Origin of the sequence: Psychrobacter sp. A3 (assembly GCF_028823565.1) — a bacterium.
Taxonomy (GTDB): Bacteria; Pseudomonadota; Gammaproteobacteria; order Pseudomonadales; family Moraxellaceae; genus Psychrobacter; species Psychrobacter celer.
Genome location: NZ_JAPEHS010000017.1, coordinates 1 through 15,922, shown reverse-complemented (window position 1 = coordinate 15,922; position 15,922 = coordinate 1). Strand labels below are relative to the sequence as shown.

At 46.5% G+C, this 15,922-nt stretch carries 11 protein-coding genes, 1 tRNA gene and 1 pseudogene; 10 read left to right on the top strand and 3 right to left on the bottom strand.

Annotated elements, in window-relative coordinates; all coding sequences use genetic code 11:
- Window positions 1–308: 308 nt before the first annotated feature.
- Window positions 309–1,769 (bottom strand): cysteine--tRNA ligase, encoded by a 1,461-nt coding sequence (cysS, locus tag NK638_RS04270; RefSeq protein ID WP_274632069.1) that lies wholly within the window; start codon window positions 1,767–1,769, stop codon window positions 309–311.
- Between the two features lie 197 nt (window positions 1,770–1,966).
- On the opposite strand from cysS, the gene NK638_RS04265 reads away from it, so the two are divergent.
- Complete coding sequence (locus tag NK638_RS04265; RefSeq protein WP_274632068.1) at window positions 1,967–2,578, top strand: cob(I)yrinic acid a,c-diamide adenosyltransferase; 612 nt, start codon at window positions 1,967–1,969, stop codon at window positions 2,576–2,578.
- A gap of 107 nt (window positions 2,579–2,685) precedes the next feature.
- Here the strand turns inward: NK638_RS04265 and NK638_RS04260 are convergent, their stop codons facing one another.
- Window positions 2,686–3,651, bottom strand: a complete 966-nt coding sequence (locus NK638_RS04260) for a hypothetical protein (protein ID WP_274632067.1) — start codon at window positions 3,649–3,651, stop codon at window positions 2,686–2,688.
- A 347-nt stretch (window positions 3,652–3,998) separates the two neighbouring features.
- Here NK638_RS04260 and NK638_RS04255 point away from each other — a divergent pair, with 347 nt between their 5' ends.
- The 7 genes and pseudogenes from NK638_RS04255 to NK638_RS04225 all read left to right on the top strand — a co-directional run bounded on the left by NK638_RS04255 (window position 3,999) and on the right by NK638_RS04225 (window position 13,236).
- Window positions 3,999–4,760, top strand: coding sequence for a glycerophosphodiester phosphodiesterase (locus NK638_RS04255; RefSeq protein WP_274632066.1), 762 nt, complete (start codon window positions 3,999–4,001; stop codon window positions 4,758–4,760).
- Between the two features lie 259 nt (window positions 4,761–5,019).
- Window positions 5,020–6,417 (top strand): acyl-CoA desaturase, encoded by a 1,398-nt coding sequence (locus NK638_RS04250; RefSeq protein WP_274632065.1) that lies wholly within the window; start codon window positions 5,020–5,022, stop codon window positions 6,415–6,417.
- 120 nt (window positions 6,418–6,537) lie between these two features.
- On the top strand, window positions 6,538–8,004 hold the full coding sequence (locus NK638_RS04245; RefSeq protein ID WP_274632064.1) for a protein adenylyltransferase SelO: 1,467 nt from the start codon (window positions 6,538–6,540) through the stop codon (window positions 8,002–8,004).
- Window positions 8,005–8,373: 369 nt separating this feature from the next.
- Window positions 8,374–10,766, top strand: a pseudogene (locus NK638_RS04240) (NADP-dependent malic enzyme).
- A 212-nt stretch (window positions 10,767–10,978) separates the two neighbouring features.
- A complete protein-coding gene (locus NK638_RS04235; protein ID WP_274632063.1) occupies window positions 10,979–12,151 on the top strand; it encodes a tRNA nucleotidyltransferase in 1,173 nt (390 codons plus the stop codon).
- 98 nt (window positions 12,152–12,249) lie between these two features.
- Window positions 12,250–13,062: a pteridine reductase gene (locus tag NK638_RS04230; protein ID WP_274632062.1), complete on the top strand. Its 813-nt coding sequence runs from the start codon at window positions 12,250–12,252 to the stop codon at window positions 13,060–13,062.
- Between the two features lie 97 nt (window positions 13,063–13,159).
- Window positions 13,160–13,236: transfer RNA gene (locus tag NK638_RS04225), tRNA-Ile, on the top strand.
- A gap of 192 nt (window positions 13,237–13,428) precedes the next feature.
- Here the strand turns inward: NK638_RS04225 and NK638_RS04220 are convergent.
- Entirely contained in the window at window positions 13,429–14,421 is a 993-nt protein-coding gene (locus NK638_RS04220) for a LysR family transcriptional regulator (RefSeq protein WP_274632082.1), read from the bottom strand.
- Between the two features lie 63 nt (window positions 14,422–14,484).
- On the opposite strand from NK638_RS04220, the gene NK638_RS04215 reads away from it, so the two are divergent.
- Together NK638_RS04215 and NK638_RS04210 are read left to right on the top strand one after the other, a co-directional pair.
- On the top strand, window positions 14,485–15,462 hold the full coding sequence (locus NK638_RS04215; protein ID WP_274632061.1) for a TIGR03571 family LLM class oxidoreductase: 978 nt from the start codon (window positions 14,485–14,487) through the stop codon (window positions 15,460–15,462).
- Between the two features lie 17 nt (window positions 15,463–15,479).
- The gene (locus NK638_RS04210; RefSeq protein WP_274632060.1) at window positions 15,480–15,668 is read left to right on the top strand and encodes a hypothetical protein; all 189 of its coding nucleotides are present in this window, start codon (window positions 15,480–15,482) and stop codon (window positions 15,666–15,668) included.
- The last annotated feature ends 254 nt before the right edge of the window (window positions 15,669–15,922 follow it).

The following is a 15,922-nucleotide window of genomic DNA, read 5'->3' as shown; positions in this document are numbered from 1 at the left end:
AGTAAGTTGCGTAAGTTGTATGAATTTGTATAAAAAATAAGCGTATCTTACAAGCGTAAGAATACCGTAAATGCGATATCAAAACCGTTTGGTCTTGGTACAAGGCGTATAGATATTTTATTTAATACCTTGCGTGCTGTCCCAACGCCGCGCACAATAAACACCTTTAGCACGTGGCACATAGTATCTTGCATGCCAACTTTATTTAGGCTCGACTAAATTTATTTTGAGTACAAAAAAAGCCAGCATCAAGCTGACTTTATATGTAAAAAAAACAAGTATGATCGTATAAGTCCGCTCAAATCCGCTTACGCGCGGCGCCATGTGGTACCAGCGCGGCTGTCTTCAAGCTCGATACCCGCCTGTTTTAACTGCTCGCGTATCTCATCGGCGCGGGCAAAGTTTTTGCTAGCTTTGGCATCATGACGCTCAGTGATAAGCGCATCGATAGCAGCATCATCTAGCCCATTATCTGCCTGCTCTCCAGTTACCGCTTGCAAGAACTGCTGTACAGGCTGCTGCAAGAGATTTAGCACTTGTGCCAAGGCCTTGAGCTGCTGGGCTGACTGCCATGCTGCCGTCACATCTTCAGCTTTAACAGCTTTATTGATATCTCGAGCCAAGCCAAACAACACACTTATCGCCGTTGAGCTATTAAAATCATCATTCATGGCTTTGATAAAGTCTTGTCCAGCAGCACTATCGTAAGCTTTAGCCACTAGCTCTGCATTGACTACGATTGACTGACCTTTTTGTTGCTCAGCCAATTTTAGCGCGTTGTATAATCTACTTAGGCTATTATGCGCTTCATCCAAAGCGCTGTCTGAGAAGTTTACTTGACTGCGATAATGGCTCGATAATAAGAAAAAACGCACCGTCTCAGGTAAGTATTTCGCGATCACATCACGAATGGTAAAGAAGTTGCCCAGTGACTTCGACATCTTTTCGCCATCGACATTGATAAAGCCAACATGCATCCAATTACGCGCGTACTCGCAGCCTGTCGCGGCTTCTGACTGGGCGATTTCGTTTTCGTGATGCGGGAACTGTAGGTCGTGACCACCGCCATGAATATCAAAGGTATCACCTAGGCATTTGGTCGACATCGCTGAGCATTCTATATGCCAGCCAGGACGCCCCTGTCCCCAAGGCGACGCCCACTGCGGCTCATCGGGTTTGGCCGCTTTCCATAAGACAAAGTCGAATGGATTGCGCTTGTCAGTCTCGACCTCAACACGCGAACCTGCCTGCATATCATCCAAGTTACGCTTAGATAATTTGCCATAATCAGCAAAGCTATCGACCGCATAATAGACATCACCATGATCCCCTGCATACGCATAGTCATTGTTGACCAAGTTGCCAATCATCTGCTGCATCTCGTCGATATAATCGGTCGCGCGTGGCTCAGCATTTGGCATCTGGCAGCCTAGAGCGCTCGCATCTTCGTGCATTGCATCGATAAAACGCTGGGTCAATGCACCAATCTCTTCGCCATTTTCACTCGCGCGAGCGATGATTTTGTCATCGATATCGGTGATATTACGGACATAATTGACATCATAACCTAGCTGCGCAAGCCAGCGCACCGCCATATCAAAGGCCACCATCACACGCGCATGACCAATATGACAATAATCATAAACGGTCATCCCGCACACATACATGCCGACCTGTCCTGCTTTGAGTGGTACAAACTGACGCTTGCTACCTGTCAGTGAATCATAAATGGCCAGCTGAGACATCGCATTGGCAAGTGGTGTGGTCATAGTTAAAAAGCCTTTGATATAAATAAGTGGAATACAAACAATACAGACAAAAAATCACGCGCAGCGATCCATGGACACTCATAAACTCTGCAGCGCGATAAAACTTAACCCATTATCTTAGCGAAAACCGCCATAAAATACTACAATGAGCACATAACTAACACCACTGAACGATAAAAACCGCTAAGGATATCAAGATGGGCAACCGTTTGAGTAAAATATATACACGTACCGGCGATGATGGTAGCACCGGCATGGCAGATGGCAGCCGCGTGAGCAAAGCCGATATTTTGTTTGGCGTGATGGGTGATGTTGATGAGCTAAACTCACACCTCGGTATGGTACGCGCGTACGTGCAGCAAGGCGCTCTATCAACATTTAAGACGCAGGCGGACGAGTCCGAGCTTTCTGAGGCGTTGGCGATTATTCAGCATCTTTTGTTTAATGTCGGTGGTGAGCTTGCTATGCCAGAATATGAAGGCGTGAACAGCACGCACATTGAATGGCTAGAGCAGCAAATCGATGCAATGAACGCTACCTTAGCGCCACTAAAAGACTTTATCTTACCCACTGGGTCGTTGCTGGTTAGTCAGCTGCATGTCGCACGTAGTGTGTGTCGCCGTGCTGAGCGCCAAGCGGTCCTATTACAGCAAGCGTGCCCGCAAGCAATCCGTGCAACGGCCATCAGCTTAATCAACCGTTTGTCTGATTGGTTGTTTGTCGCGGCACGTTTTTGCACAGACCCTGAGCAGGTCTCTGAGGTACTTTGGGACAGTCAGGTGTTACAGAACTTCGCCAGTGATAAGTAGCGGGCCCGAGACATCTGATATATACAAGCAAAAAAAAGAACCCGTAACGTAAAGACGTTACGGGTTCTTTTCTTCTAAAAACCACTATCATTACTGATTTTTATGGATTAATAAGTAGCGCTTTCATCTTCGATAATGACCATATCGATGCTGTCATCTTTTGGCACTGCTTTTGGCGTCGCAGGTGCGGCAGGCTCACTGGGAGTCGCATCACTGTTGGCTGCTGTACTGCTTGGCGAGCTAGTACCAGCGCTTTTATTTTGGTTATTGGTACTTGGCACCTCGATGGTCGGCGGCGTAGGAGGCTGGATCGGACGAATCGGCTCGACTGGTGTGGCAGCGCGTGGCTGACGCACAGGTGCTGACTGACGCTCATTGTCTTGTGCAGCAGCGCGGCGTTCTGCTTCACGCTCGGCGCGGGCGGCATCCATCGCCGACTTAAACACAGAGCCTGCCATGACATCAGCCACGACAGTGAGAAGCGCGGGCTGACCTGCGATTCGCGTACTTACTTGCCCGCCTTGAGCGCCAACGACATAGGTAAAAGCATCATCCACGAGCATGTTGTTATTGATACGAATGTTATTTTGCGCAAGACGTGATTGCAGGCTTGGCTGATTGTTGGCCGCTTGCACTTGACTGGCTTGATACAAATCCTCACTTGGGAGCGTCATACTGACGCTCGCCTGACACGTCGTCATGCCATTGCTGTTGGCTGCTTGTAGTACTGCTGCGTTTTGTACATCAATCACAACACCATTGGTCTTATCAGCAATGCTAGCGTCTGCAAGGCTGATCTCGGCGTCATTTGCATAATTGGCAGCGAGCGTCTGTGCTTGTTGATTGAGCGTATTTTTTAGTGTCGTTTTGAGGCGATCTTGCACCATGGGATCATCACAGCTGACCGCAGTAGCAGCAGCGTTTTCTGCGGCAGCCTCTTGCTCTGTCAACTCAGCGGTCTCTGTCGTCTCTTCTTTTTCTGAGCGATCACAGCCGACAAGCGCTAAACCACACACCATGCCAATACCAGCCACTTTTTGCCACTTGCTCACACTCTTATTTGCTACGCTCATATGTATTTTGCTCCCAATTTACTAATTCGTACCGTCACTGACGGACAGTGATTGATGTTCAAACCAAAACCCTAGCTGCCAGCGGTTAAAACCAGATTATTATACGGTGTTTAGATGAAATGGTCATTAGTGTCTGCCATGGATATACAAATAACGTCCTTCATTCGCCACAAAACCTGCGTTTGGTTGCAAAAACATAACAATGACATATTTATATAGGGCGTGTCGAACATTTTGATTCATTAAAGGTTAAATATAACGCCCACCATTTTGATTCATTTTGGTTCGGCATTTGCTCAGATAGCAGTCGTAAATGTTGTTAGACGTCACCTATCTCAGGCGATATGATGAGCCTAAAACACTCATTACTGTATCTAATGATAAACTTTAAGAACACGCTGTTACTCGGTCATCGCGGCGCGCGCGGTGAAGCCTTAGAAAACACCTTACTTGGATTTCAGCATATCGGGCGTCTAAAAAACCATGGTTTGGCTGGTGTAGAGCTCGATGTCCAGCTAAGCGCTGATGGTCATTTAGTGGTTTTTCACGATGAAGATTTGGCGCGGATGTGTGGCCAGCAGTCGCGTATTGCTCAGCTGACTCTAGCGGAGATCAGACGACACCTACAGCTTGGTCATCCTATTATCACCCTAGCGAGTATCGCCCAGACGTTGCACGAGTTTTCTGTCATTGAGCTTGAGATCAAGACCCATGAGCGCACCGATTATACCGCCCTTATTCAAGCGCTGGCGCGCGATCTGATTGACACGCCGCTGATTCATTTACCGCTTGTACTAACCAGCTTTGACACCGAGCTGCATGTGCGTCTGCAGCGGCATCAGCAGCTAAAACGCCTACCGCGAGGTTTACTCATTCGCACCGCCGAAGCACTGGCTACCGCGACCAATACTGCTTTGCAGTTGGGCTGTGTACAGCTGGGCGTGCATTATCCGCTGCTGAGTCGAGATATCATCGCTCATAGCCACCGTTACAACTTGCCTGTGAGTGCGTGGACGGTCAATGATATCGACGCCATACAGCAGCTGATCGACTGGCAGGTTGATGTCATCATCACCGACTTCCCCAGTCAGGTATTGGGCCGACAATAGGTTACGGTTGCGCTGTTAACTTTTTATTTATAGTTTCTGACTCTCCCTCAATTCTGAGACATGGGTTTTTGTACATATCTGCTGTAACACTTACACTTCTCCCTCATGTCTGATAAGTCTATCGCTATTTTGACCTATCCATTCTATAATCCATACAAGTTATTGTTATTTAGCAATATTTTTATAGTGTATAAATGTTCACTTTATTGTTTTTTTAGGGTAATATGGACGCTGAAATTAATACCGTTAGGGATATTACATGATTGCTAAAAAAGTCATAGGTTTACCACTTAAAGGCTTACGTCTCGCTATGAAATCTGGTGATACGCTTATACAAAACGCTGGCACTCAAGCGCTACGTGTTAAGACATGGTTTGACAATAACAAGAGCAACACCAATACAGCAGCAGAAACTCAATCTGCGGCTACAAGCGTCTACAAGAATGCAAACTCTGTAGCCAACTATGAAGGTGTTGACCCTCTTGAGCTTGAATTCCAAAAGTCGCCCATTAATTTAGTACCTGCTATCTTTTTGATAGCAACGCCTATTGCAGCGGCAGTTATTACCCCTTGGTATTTATTGACTCATGAAGTCAGTGCGCCAGTCTGGGGTGTGTTTGGCGCCTTTATGGTCTGGACTGGCCTTAGTATTACCGCAGGCTATCACCGTCTGCTGTCGCACCGTGCGTATAAAGCCCATCCTATTGTCAAAAACTTTTTATTGCTTGGCGCAACCCTAGCGGTACAAGGATCAGCATTTGACTGGGTATCTGGGCACCGTAGCCATCATCGTCATGTCGATGATCGTATGGAAGACCCGTATTCAGCGCAGCGTGGGTTTTTCTTTAGTCACATTGGTTGGATGCTACGTAACTACCCTAGCGGCCGTTTTGATTACAAAAATATCCCTGATTTGACTAAAGATAAAGTGTTACAAATTCAGCATAAATACTATGGTCTTTGGGTGCTCGCGACTAACGTGGCTATGGTTGCTGCAGTTGGTTGGTTGATCGGTGACGTTTGGGGTACGCTGGTGTTAGCAGGCCTGCTACGTCTAGTGCTGACGCATCACTTTACGTTCTTTATCAACTCCTTGTGTCATATGTTTGGTACGCGCCCGTATACCGATACCAACAGTGCCCGTGACAACTTCTTTTTGGCGATATTTACATGGGGTGAAGGCTATCATAACTACCATCACTTCTTCCAATACGACTATCGTAATGGTGTCAAATGGTGGCAGTATGACCCAACCAAATGGCTGATTTCCGGTTTATCTAAGCTTGGTTTAACCTCAGATCTGCGCACCGTTGATGATACGACGATTAAGCATGCTGAAGTACAAATGCAGTTTAAGCGTGCGCAGCAACAAATCGACAAAGCAACTTCTGAAGGTTTTGATATTTCGCAAGCAATGCAAAATTTCCAAGACCGTATTAAGCTTGAATACGATGCCTTTATGAAGACCGTTGAAGAGTGGCAAGCGCTAAAAGCCAAAGCCATTGAACTAAAAAAGATTGAATGTGCTGATCGTTTGCATGAAGTAGATGAGAAGCTAAAACACGATTATGCAAAGATTGAACAAAAAATCCTTGAGCACAATAGCAACCTAAAAACTGCTTTTCGCTCAATCGGTCTTAGCAAAAAAGCCGCTTAGTTTTTACTAAGTTAGTATTAAAACTAGTATTTAAAAATTGCTACTTTTCTCCTACCCTCTAACTGTTATAGTTAGGGGGATTTTTTTGCTCAATTTATCGATAAAAAATAGGAAGCCGTTATGCGCTACCAAAATAGCTATGCCCAATTAGATCCGCGTCTATATCATAAGCAGCCGCCAAGCGCTCTTAACAACCCGCGTGCCGGCCACTTCAATTCACAAGTCGCTGAGCAATTAGGCTGGTCAACTGATCAAGAGTTAATGGAGCGCTGGGTCGAAATCGTCGGCGGAGAGTATGTGCCTGAGGGTTTTGAGCCGCTGGCGATGGCTTATGCTGGTCATCAGTTTGGGCAATGGGCGGGACAACTGGGCGATGGGCGCGGGCTGCTTATGGCGCAAGTCATTGATCATAATGAGCAGCGACAAGACTTACATCTTAAAGGTATCGGTCTGACGCCCTACTCGCGTATGGGAGATGGGCGCGCGGTCCTTCGTAGTACCATTCGCGAGTATTTATGCGGTCACGCACTTACCCAGCTTGGCATCCCTTCCTCAAATGCTTTGGGCTTTGTCGTTTCTGATACACGTGTGCGCCGCGAACGTATGGAGGCTGGCGCTGCTTTAATGCGAGTAGCAGATAGTCATGTACGCCTTGGTCATGTCGAATGGATAGCGAGCTTTGCACCGGACTTACTCGGCGAGTTTACTGATTATATGATTGATACTTACTATCCGGAGTGCCGCGATGCTGAGCAGCCGGTACTGGCATTTTTAAGTACTGTTGTCGAGCGTACCGCGCGTATGATTGCCGATTGGCAGTTGATCGGCTTTGCTCATGGGGTAATGAATACTGACAATCTATCGATTACCGGCAGCACCTTAGACTTTGGGCCTTTTGGCTTTATGGAGCGCTTTAATCCGGCTTGGATTAATAACCACTCTGATCATACAGGACGTTACGCTTATCAGAACCAGCCCGCTATTGGTTATTGGAACCTAAACGTTTGGCTACCGCATTTTATGCGTCTTGAGGGCGTGACTCGTGAGACTCTAGCAGACTGCTTAGCACCTTATGAAGCGACGTTTATGCAGCACTATCAGCAAGGACTGTGTCAAAAGCTTGGACTGCCGCATCGAAGCGAGAGCCTCAGTGTGGCTTTTGAGTGGTTGACTCTATTAGAAGACAACTTACTCGACTACACCAACAGCTTTCGGGCGCTGCTTGGCCTGCTGGCGCCAGAGGATTATCCATATGAGCATCAATTATTGACCACCATGACTGCTGAGTTAAGCCCTGAGGCGCAGCAAGTGTGGCAAGATTGGTCAGCGCGTTATGTTAGCCTCATCGAGTCTTCAAAACTCGCAGAGGTACAGGCGACCATGCAGGCGCACAACCCTGTCTATGTGCTGCGTAATAGCATGGCACAAAGAGCCATTACGGCTGCAGAACAGGGTCAGTTTGAGGAAGTGGATCGCGTCTTCACCTTGCTTGCGCATCCTTATCAGGTACAGTATATCGCAACAGAGCTCGATACCCTGCCACCCGATCCTCATGCGCCGCAAATGCCGATTAGCTGTTCTTCATAATTGGTTTAGCCATTTAACACCTCAGGCCACACAAAACAGTGTCTTTGGCCTTTATAGACTGTAATATTTTGAGACATTATGAAATTAAGGTTGATATGTTATGGGGTTTTTTGGCATTATCAACCAGCGAAATAACGAATATCATTTTATTATATTATTCGCACAATCGGGCCGAGTTGACTAGGCAGTGAATTGCCAATAGTGCTAGAATAACGGTTTTCGCTCGATTGCTTTTTTGGCCTGATATTAAACTGCCGATCATAACCCTTTTAATGCCGATGTTCTCTTTGATTATTATCATTCAATAAGCGTTGAGACGGCGGCGTTATTTTTTTATCTCCATTTACTTTATTCCAATTTATTCCAACCATGGCAATTATTATGAATGACGATACCACTTTGAATACGGATACCCACAGTTCAGAAAAAGAGCAGTTTGAACAAGCTGCCTTGCACTATCATGAGTTTCCGCGCCCAGGTAAAATCTCAGTCACCCCTATCAAACAGCTGGCAAACCAGCGTGACTTGGCCTTGGCTTATTCGCCAGGGGTAGCAGTACCTTGTCTTGAAATCGAAAAAGAGCCAAAGCTTGCTGCCAAATATACAGCTCGCAACAACTTGGTCGGCGTCATCACCAACGGTACTGCCGTCCTAGGTCTGGGTAACATCGGGCCTTTGGCGTCTAAGCCTGTGATGGAAGGTAAAGGGGTACTATTCAAAAAGTTTGCTGGTATTGATGTTTTTGATATCGAGATTGCCCAAAACGATCCAGACAAGTTTATCGAAGCGGTTGCCTCTCTTGAGCCAACCTTTGGTGGTATCAACCTAGAAGACATCAAAGCCCCAGAATGCTTCAAAATCGAGCGCGAATTGCGCGAGCGTATGAACATTCCGGTGTTCCATGACGATCAGCACGGCACGTCTATCATCGTCGCGGCCGCCATGCTCAATGCCTTATTACTTACTGGCAAAAAAATCGAAGAAATCAAAGTGGTGTGCTCAGGCGCAGGTGCCGCTGCCATCTCTTGTCTAGATATCATCTGCGCGCTTGGCGTCGATAAAAACAATATCATCGTATCAGACTCTCGCGGTATCATCAGCACCAGCCGTGAAAATCTAGACGAAACCAAACAGCGCTATGCTCGTGACATCACCGCGACGTCTATCGAAGAAGTCATGGACGATGTCGATATGTTCTTGGGCTTATCAATGCCCGGCACCTTGACCGAAGATATGGTTCGCCGTATGGCAAAAGACCCAATCGTCTTTGCCCTTGCCAACCCAACCCCTGAAATCATGCCTGAGCTTGCGCATGCTGTCCGTCCTGACGTCATCATGGCGACTGGTCGCTCAGACTATCCAAACCAAGTAAACAACGCCCTTTGCTTCCCATACATCTTCCGCGGCGCTCTAGATGTAGGCGCAACCGCAGTCAACGAAGAGATGAAAATCGCTTGTGTAAAAGCAATCGCTGCTATGGCACATGTCGAAGCCACCCCAACCAGCAACGTTAAAAACATCGAGCAGATGAAGAGCTTTGGCCGTGATTACTTAATTCCAGGCCCACTAGAGCCAAACCTTATCATCGAGATTGCCTCTGCCGTTGCCAAAGCCGCCATGGACTCAGGCGTTGCCACCTTGCCTATCGCTGACATGAACGCCTATCGTCAGAGCCTATCTGAGTTTGTCTATAACTCAGCGTTTGTGATGAAGCCTGTCTTTGCGCGTGCCAAAGCAGCACCAAAGCGTATCGTCTACTGTGAAGGTGAAGACAACAACGTCCTACTGGCAGTGCAAGTCGTGGTCGACGAAGCGCTTGCCCACCCTATCTTGGTCGGTCGCCCAGCTGTCATCGAAGATCATATCAAAAGACTCGGTCTGCGCCTAAAAGATGGTGAAAACATCACTATCGTCAATCAAGACGACGATCCACGCTACAAAGACTACTGGCAAGGATACTACGAGAAAAACAAACGCCGCGGCGTCAGTATCGAGCTTGCCCGCCGTGATGTGCGTCGCAAGACCACGCTACACGCCGCGGCGTCAGTATCGAGCTTGCCCGCCGTGATGTGCGTCGCAAGACCACGCTAATTGGCTCGCTACTGGTAGACAATGGCGATGCAGATGGCATGATTTGTGGTACGTTTAGTCATTATCAATTGCACTTAGACTATGTCCAAAGTGTCATTGACAAAAAAGAAGGTGTTAGCGACTTTTATGCGATGAATGCCGTACTGATGCAAAATCGCAACATCTTTATCGCGGATACTTATATCCACGAAGCCCCAACAGCAGAGCAATTGGCTGAGATGACCATCTTGGCCGTTGAGCAGCTACGTCGCTTCGGTATTACGCCTCGTGTCGCTCTCGTATCACACTCAAACTTCGGTACCTCAAACCGTGACAGCGCGGTGAAAATGCGCAAAGTCTATCAAATCTTGACCGACATGAACGTCGATTTTGAATTTGAAGGTGAGATGCAAGGTGATGCGGCGTTGAACGAAAACATTCGCCTAGAAGACATGCCATCAAGCCCACTAAAAGGCGCGGCGAATCTGCTGATATTGCCAACGCTAGATGCCGCAAATATCGCCTTCAACTTACTAAAAACCGCGACAAATAGCGCTTCTATCGGCCCTATCTTATTGGGTAGCAGTAAGCCTATCCATATCCTAACACCATCAGCAACCGCGCGCCGTGTGGTCAACATGACAGCACTTGCCGTGACGGAAGCTCAGGATTTGGAAAACGAAAACCAATAATGGGCTGATGATGTTTGTCGCATCGACATCCCTTCACTCGTTACTTTAAACTTCAAATATTGTAACAACGTAAAGGACGCTAACCTCTATGGATAGCGCTCCTCTGTTATACTAAAGCCAGCCATCGCCATTTCAGTGCGATGGCTGGTTTTTTATTGTCATTGACTGATGGCACATATCAGTCCTAACTTGCGCGATAATACGAGGCTATCATGCAGATTTATCTTGTTGGCGGAGCCGTCCGCGACCAGCTACTAGGACGACCTATCAAGGACAAAGACTACGTCGTCGTGGGCGCGACAGTAGCACAGATGCTCAGTGCTGGGTTTGTACAAGTAGGCGCAGACTTTCCGGTGTTTTTGCATCCAAAAACGCATGAAGAGTATGCGCTAGCGCGTACTGAGCGCAAACAAGGCGTCGGCTATCAAGGCTTTAGTATCCATGCCAGCATCGATGTTACTTTGCAAGAAGACTTGCAGCGCCGTGATCTGACCATCAATGCAATGGCGATAGAAGTCACTAGCCTAACCGATGACACGCCGCTGACAGGCGAGGTGCTCGACTACTACGGCGGATTGGATGATCTTGCGAATAAGACCTTGCGTCATGTCTCACCTGCGTTTAGTGAAGACCCTTTGCGGGTACTGCGTACCGCACGATTTTATGGGCGTTATTATGATTTGGGCTTTACCATCGCTGAGGAGACACTGGCATTGATGCGCCAACTGGTCCACTCAGGAGAGCTTGCTCACCTCAGTAGTGAGCGTATTTGGCAAGAATCGAGCCGCGCGATGATGCAGCTCTCCCCGCATGTGTACTGGCAGCAATTGTTTGATATCGGTGCACTTGATGACTATTTTGCACCGCTAGGCCAAGCATGGCAAAATACCACTGTTAAAGAAACCGTACAAACCGCTTTGTATTTCGCCGGTCAAATGCAGTTGAACCTCTCACAACGTTGGGCCTTGCTTATGGCGAGTCTCGATGACGCTTTGTTTCATTTAAAAAACGATGCAATCACAGCTGCTAGGAGCATCTCTAGCCTAGGTCAAAGCGCCAAAGTACCCAAAGCGCATACTCAATTTGCTAGTCTTTTTGTCGAGCAAGCGCAGCAGCTAAATAACATAGATAAGCTGAACGCCGCACAAAAGATTGATCTTATTCAAGCTTGTAGCGCGCACAAAGCACCTGAGAAGCTCTCACAGCTGTTGGTATGTAGTCATACTTTTCAGTTGGCAAAGCAGCATCGGCAAATGATGCTGGCTCTCAATAGTTTTCACGCGATTGGTATGGAAGACATCGAAGCCGGGCTTCGAGGGCCAGAAATTGGTGCAGCATTACGGCAAGCGCGCATAGATCATCTGGACACTCAGCACCCCTCTTAAGTGAGGATAACCGAACCGTCAAAGTGCGTCCTGATATAACTCCTAAGATATAGTACTGCTACGACTTTACTCCTTTATACCAAAAATACAGATAGACTATGAATCAAGCCGTTATCCCTATTCAGTCGGCAACTGCCAACGCAGGCGCGCCTGTCATGCTCGTTACTGGCAGCGCTAAACGTATCGGAGCTGCTATTATTAAAGCGGCGCATACTCAAGGCTACCGAGTCATTATCCACTGTCGTCACAGTGAGCAGCAAGCAAAGGCGCTCACTGCCGATCTCAATCGCCGCCGTCCTGATAGCGCGGCGATGATCGTCGCTGACTTAAAGCTGGTCAATGAGCCTAAGCGCCTAAACGACTTTGTAGCGAACATCATATCCTGTTTTGGTCAGTTGGATGTATTGGTGCATAACGCCTCGCGTTTTTATCCTACTCCCCTTGGTAGCATTAATACTCAGCAGTGGGACGAGCTGTTTTTGACCAATGCCAAAGCGCCGTTATTACTCAGTCAAGCATTCTTGCCTTATCTGCAAACTCAGCACGGCTGCATCATTAGTTTGCTAGACATCCATGCTCATGATAGGCCATTTAAAGGCTATAGCGCTTATAATATGGCAAAGGCAGCGCATCGTATGATGGTGCAGTCCTTGGCGCTTGAAATGGCACCTAGCGTACGGGTCAATGGTGTCGCGCCAGGCGTCAATATACTGCCCGACGCTGATAGTGATCAGGCTCTCAATGATGATGAACAAAAGAACATTCTCCGCTCTATACCGATGCAGCGTATTGGTCGCCCTGATGAGATAGCCCATAGCGTGCTGTATCTAGCACAGGCCAGCTATGTCACAGGCGAGATCATCACCATCGATGGTGGACGCCATTTGACTTTGGCAGGTGGTAGTGTTTGATCAAAAAAAACAGCTGATTTTGAATAATATCTGTCTGACAGGCTATCTTTTACTTGAAAATTAAAAAAAATCAGGTATCATTATGCGTCTAACGTTAGGGCCCATAGCTCAGTTGGTTAGAGCAGAGGACTCATAATCCTTTGGTCGTAGGTTCAAGTCCTACTGGGCCCACCAAATTCAAACCCTTACAGTCATCGACTTGTAAGGGTTTTTTATTGTCTAAAATTTATGTGACTGCATGGATGTAATTAATTTTTGGGGCTGTAGTAGATAAGCACTATGCTAGACTACTTTTATGAAGAAAACCCTCCCTAAATTAGATACGCATAATATTCTACTGCTTTTCACAATATCACCATCTACAGTTTAACCTATCAAACGCTGTGCTAAAAAATTCACCAACACGCCAATTTTTACCACATTACGGCTAGTGGGCGGATACACCAAATAAATCCCGTCATCTGTCGCCAAAGACGGGGTCACTTGCCAATCAGACAACACCTGTACCAACGCCCCAGACTGCAACGCTTTCTCAATCAGCCAATTAGGTAAATGGCTAATCCCTTGTCCATCAAGCGTGGCTTGTTTCAGCATTTCTATATTATTACCCATCAAATTCCCTGTCACCCGCAAACTTTGCGTTTTACCCGTTTGATGGAAATACCACTTTGACGCATAGCCTTGATACATAAACGGCAAACAATTATGCTCGGCTAATTGTGACGGTATTTGTGGTGTTCCATGCAATCGTAGATAATCGGGACTCGCACATAACAGCCGTTGCTGAGAGGCAATAAATTTTGCTACCAATCGGTCATCCTCCACACGCCCTAACCGCACCCCTACATCATATTTCTCATTAAATAAATCTACAAATTCATCACTGGCAAATAGCTCCAATTCAATTTTTGGGTATAAATGGGCAAATTCGGCAAGCAATGGGGCGATTTTTTCAATCCCATAGGAACTGGGAAAAGTAAGGCACAGTCGCCCTTGTGGTTCAATTTGCTCCTCTTTAATCGCTTCATTTACCTGTTGTAATTCAGCTAATATCGGCTCGGTCTGTTGTAAATAACGCATCCCTGCATGGGTCAAATCCAAATGTCTGGTTGAGCGATTCAATAGCTTAACTTGCAAGGATTGTTCTAAGTTATCAATTTGCCGAGTGACAGACGACACCGCCAGCCCAAGCTGACTTGCCGTGGCAGTAAAGCTACTAGTATTCGCCACATGGTGAAAAATAGTGAGGGCATAAAAGTAATTGATGGTCATGGGTTTGTTAGCAGTTAAGTGTATTTTTGAATAAACATATTTTTGCAAAAAAAGCAAAACTGTTTCTAATTTTATCCCAATTATCATTAAAAACAAAAGCATTATACTAGGGTTATATTTTTTAATGCTTAATTTAACGGAGTGACTCCCATGACCACAAGCTCACAACAAAAACAACTACCCCCTCATCTTGCCAATCACCCTGCATTTAGTGAGGTGTTTCAAGCGGATAAACTCACCTTGGGATTGATTGCCCCGTTTAAAGGCTATCCCAATAGTCCGATTCCGAGCTTAGAAGATTTTGGGGAAACCGCTGTCTTAGCAGAACAGCTTGGATTTTCTGCACTATGGTTGCGAGATGTGCCATTTTATGACCCAAGTTTTGGCGATGTTGGACAAGCATTTGACCCCATGGTTGCCATGGGCTATTTGACTGCGAAAACCCAACGAATTGCGATAGGTTCAGCAGGCATCGTTGCACCTTTGCGGAGTCCCATTCATATCGCCAAAGCCTCAGCAAGTACGGCAGTATTAAGCAATAATCGCTTTATTTTGGGGATGTCGAGTGGCGATAGACCTGTGGAATACCCTGTGTTTCAGCAAAACTTTGACAATCGTGCCGAGCGTTTTCGAGAAAGTTGGGACATGATTCGTGCCTTAACCACCCAAAAATTTCCGCAGTTTAAAGGGCAACATTATGGGGATTTAACAGGCAATATTGGCTTTATCCCTACCCTTGAACAACGCTTACCGATGGTTGCTATTGGTCGTGCCAGACAGGAACTAGATTGGCTTGCTAATACTGCCGATGCGTGGATTTGGCATGGGGTAAACCCAAAAGATACCAAAAATATTGTGCAAACCTTGGCGGATTTAAATCAAGATGACGCTTGGTATCCTTTTGATTATGCCAATTTTGTCGAACTTAGTGAGAATCCGAATGAGCCTGCTCAATTATCTCGCAATATTTATCTACGAGGCGGGTCACATAGTTTGCTGGAATTTTGGCAAGAGCAGAAAGAACAAGGCTTATCTCATGTCGCCATTAATTTAAAGCCTACCAAACGCCCTGTCAAAGAAACATTGCAAGACTTAGCAGAAAATGTGCTAGCTAAATTAAACCAATAAAAATGGGGTATAAAACCATGAAAACGCTTGTCATTGATACCACAATCAATGCCCATACTGAGTCATTTTCGGCTCAGTTACTACAACAAATCAAACAGCAATTTGCTAAAAGCACAACCTATTTGCCATTAAATGACATGGATTTACCTACCTTGGATGAGGCAACCCTAACGGTCATTTATAAAAAAAAGCAGGGAAGGCTTTGAGCGTGGCGGAGCAAGCTATCGCCGACACTCGGCAAGCGATGTTACAGCAGTTTAAAGCGCATCAAAAAACGTTATTATCTATCCGATGTATAACTACAATATCCCTGCTCGACTCAAAGTGTAGTGGCATAGGTATGAAGCTACTGCAGATTTAGTGCTCCATTCTGATGGGGAAGGATCTTTGAAGTGGCTATTGAAACAAGATAGGGCCTGTTGAACATTCATAATTTGAGCCAGATATAAGCACAAGCAAG